Source organism: Sphingopyxis sp. (assembly GCF_036402335.1).
Lineage (GTDB): Bacteria > Pseudomonadota > Alphaproteobacteria > Sphingomonadales > Sphingomonadaceae > Sphingopyxis.
In genome coordinates this window covers 1-3110 of the sequence record NZ_DASWTD010000033.1, presented here as the reverse complement: position 1 = coordinate 3110, position 3110 = coordinate 1, and the positions used below count along the sequence as shown (strand labels likewise).

The 3110-nt window shown below is 64.3% G+C and carries 2 protein-coding genes; both read right to left on the bottom strand.

Going from position 1 to position 3110, the window contains the following annotated elements; all coding sequences use genetic code 11:
- Positions 1–158: 158 nt before the first annotated feature.
- A complete protein-coding gene (locus VGD20_RS00895) occupies positions 159–1442 on the bottom strand; it encodes a citrate synthase (protein WP_331132649.1) in 1284 nt (427 codons plus the stop codon).
- Between the two features lie 38 nt (positions 1443–1480).
- The gene (gltX, locus tag VGD20_RS00890) at positions 1481–2947 is read right to left on the bottom strand and encodes a glutamate--tRNA ligase (RefSeq protein WP_331132648.1); all 1467 of its coding nucleotides are present in this window, start codon (positions 2945–2947) and stop codon (positions 1481–1483) included.
- Between the last annotated feature and the right edge of the window lie 163 nt (positions 2948–3110).

The following is a 3110-nucleotide window of genomic DNA, read 5'->3' as shown; positions in this document are numbered from 1 at the left end:
GCCGGGGCCCAGAATTCTAACGCGAACTTAGCGTGATACCGCATGGGCCCCGGCTTTCGCCGGGGTGCACATCCAACCGTCCGCAACCGGTCGAAAGCTGTCAGCAAAAAAAAGGGGCCGCAGAACGGCCCCTTTTCGTTTTCGATTGCCTGGCCGGCTTAGCGTTTGTCGACCGCGACATAGGGCCGGTGCGTCGGGCCGGTGTAGAGCTGGCGCGGACGGCCGATCTTCTGCGCGGGGTCCGAAATCATTTCGTTCCACTGCGCGACCCAGCCGACGGTGCGGGCGAGCGCGAAGAGTGCGGTGAACATCGTCGTCGGGAAACCGATCGCCGACAGGATCACGCCCGAATAGAAATCGACATTCGGGAACAGCTTCTTCTCGATGAAATAGGGATCGTTGAGCGCCATTTCCTCGAGCTGCAAGGCAACTTCGAACACGGGGTCGTTGACCTTCAGCGAGTCGAACACCTCGCGCACGGTCTTCTGCATCACCGTCGCGCGCGGGTCGTAATTCTTGTAGACGCGGTGGCCAAAGCCCATCAGGCGGAACGGATCGTCCTTGTCCTTCGCGCGCGCGATATATTCGGGAATGCGCTCGGGACGGCCGATTTCGCGCAGCATGTTGAGCGCGGCTTCGTTGGCGCCGCCATGCGCGGGGCCCCACAGGCAGGCGATGCCCGCCGCGATGCACGCAAAGGGATTGGCGCCCGACGAACCGGCGAGGCGAACGGTCGAGGTCGACGCATTCTGCTCGTGGTCGGCGTGGAGGATGAAGATGCGGTCGAGCGCACGCTCGACGACCGGGTTCACCTCATAGGGTTCGGCGGGGACGCCGAAAGTCATGCGCAGGAAATTGCCGGTATAGCTCAGCGAATTGTCGGGATAGACGAACGGCTGGCCGACCGAATATTTGTATGCCATCGCGGCGATCGTCGGCATTTTCGCGATCAGGCGGTGGCTGGCGACCATCCGCTGGTGCGGGTCGTGGATCTCGGTCGAGTCGTGATAGAAGGCCGAAAGCGCGCCGACGACCCCGCACATGACGGCCATCGGGTGCGCGTCGCGGCGGAAACCGCGATAGAAGGTCGCGAGCTGTTCGTGCAGCATCGTGTGGCGCGTGATCGTCGTGTCGAAATCGGCGAGTTCCTGTGCGTTCGGCAGTTCGCCGTTGAGCAGCAGGTAGCAGGTTTCCATGAAGCTGGAGTTTTCGGCGAGGTCGCCGATCGCATAGCCACGGTGCAGCAGCACGCCCTCGTCGCCATCGATATAGGTGATCTGCGATTCGCAGCTCGCGGTCGAGGTGAAACCCGGATCGTAGGTAAAAGCGCCGGTCTGGGCGTAGAATTTGCGGATGTCGACGACATCGGGGCCGACGGTGCCCGACAGGACAGGGCTGTCGACGGTCTTGTCGCCCAGCGTGATTTTCGCAGTGTCGGTCATATTTTGTTCCCTGTACTGACGGCGGGGAGAGAGAGTGGCTACGCCCCTGCCGGATAATGTTGCGCTGCGTCAAGTCGGGCCAGACTGACATCTCGTCCGAGCAACAGCAGCACGTCGAAAATTCCCGGGGAAACGGTTCGGCCGGTTAGCGCAGCGCGTAGGGGTTGCGCCAATTTCCCGAGCCCCAGTTCGGCAGCTTCGGCTTCGGCGCGCACTGCGGCGTCCAGCTCTTCTGTTGTCCAGTCGTTCAGCCCGCGCAGTCGCTCTGTCACAGCAGCAAGCAGGCCTTCGGGCGCGGCCTTTAGCACCTCCGCCGCCTTTTCGTCCACCGGCAACGGATCGGGCTGGAACAGGAAAATGGCGCCGTCGGCGATTTCGTCCAGCGTCTTCGCGCGCGGTTTCAGCGATTCCATCGCGCGCGCCAGCAGGTCGCGGTCGGTGCCGTCGAGCGCGCGGCCGACGAGCTTTTCGACGCGCGGCGCGACGAGGCCGGCGAGGCGCGAGTCGTCAGCCTCGCGGATATAATGGCCGTTGAGATTCTCGAGCTTCTTGAAATCGAACCGCGACGGCGAGCGCCCGACATGGTCGAGGTCGAACCATGAGGTCGCCTGGCTGCGGCTGATGATTTCATCGTCGCCATGCCCCCAGCCGAGGCGGAGGAGGTAATTGTTCACCGCTTCGGCAAGATAGCCCATTTCGTCGCGATAGGCGTCGACGCCGAGCGCGCCGTGGCGCTTCGACAGCTTCGCCCCGTCGGCGCCGTGGATCAACGGGACATGCGCGTAAACGGGCTCGCGCCATTTCATCGCACGGATCAGCGCGAGCTGGCGGAAGGCGTTGTTGAGATGATCGTCGCCGCGAATGACGTGCGTCACGCCCATATCGTTATCGTCGACGACGACGCTGAGCATATAGGTCGGCGTGCCGTCGCTGCGCAGCAGGACAAAATCGTCGAGTTCGGCGTTCTGGACGGTGACTTCGCCCTGCCCCTTGTCATGAATCGTCACCGCGCCTTCCTGCGGCGCACGCAGGCGGATGACGTGCGGTACCGACGGATCGCCGTCGTCGCGGTCGCGCCACGGGCTGCGGACGCGGAAGGGCAGGCGCTTTTCCTGCGCCTCGGCGCGCATCGCGGCGAGTTCGTCCTGCGTCAGGTAGCAGCGATACGCCTCGCCCTTTGCCAGCAGTTCGTGCGCGACCTCGGCATGGCGCGGCGCGCGCGCGAACTGGAACACCGTCTCGCCGTCCCAATCGAGATCGAGCCACTGCATGCCGTCGAGGATCGCGTCGATCGCGGCGTCGGTCGACCGCGCGCGGTCGGTATCCTCGATCCGCAGCAGGAATTTGCCGCCGTGATGGCGCGCGAACAGCCAGTTGAACAGCGCGGTGCGCGCACCGCCGATGTGCAGATAGCCGGTCGGCGACGGGGCGAAGCGGGTCACGACGTCGGCACCCGTCGCTTCGGGGGTCGCTTCTGCCAATTTGGTCTGGTTTTCGGTTGCCACTACGGCCTCTTTCACTCACTTTGCCGCCCTGTTGGGCGGGGATCGGGGGTGCCCCTAGCATGGCGACAAGTCCGCTTCAAACGCCCATTGCCGCACGCTGGGCAAGTATCGGGCGCGGATGGGCCGTCGCGCTGGAAACACGGCTGGAGGCCGAGCGCGAGCG

What these genes read in the sequence shown, in the direction of transcription:
- VGD20_RS00895 (WP_331132649.1), bottom strand. Translation starts at nt 1,442, where the DNA reads ATGACCGACACTGCGAAAATCACGCTGGGCGACAAGACCGTCGACAGC.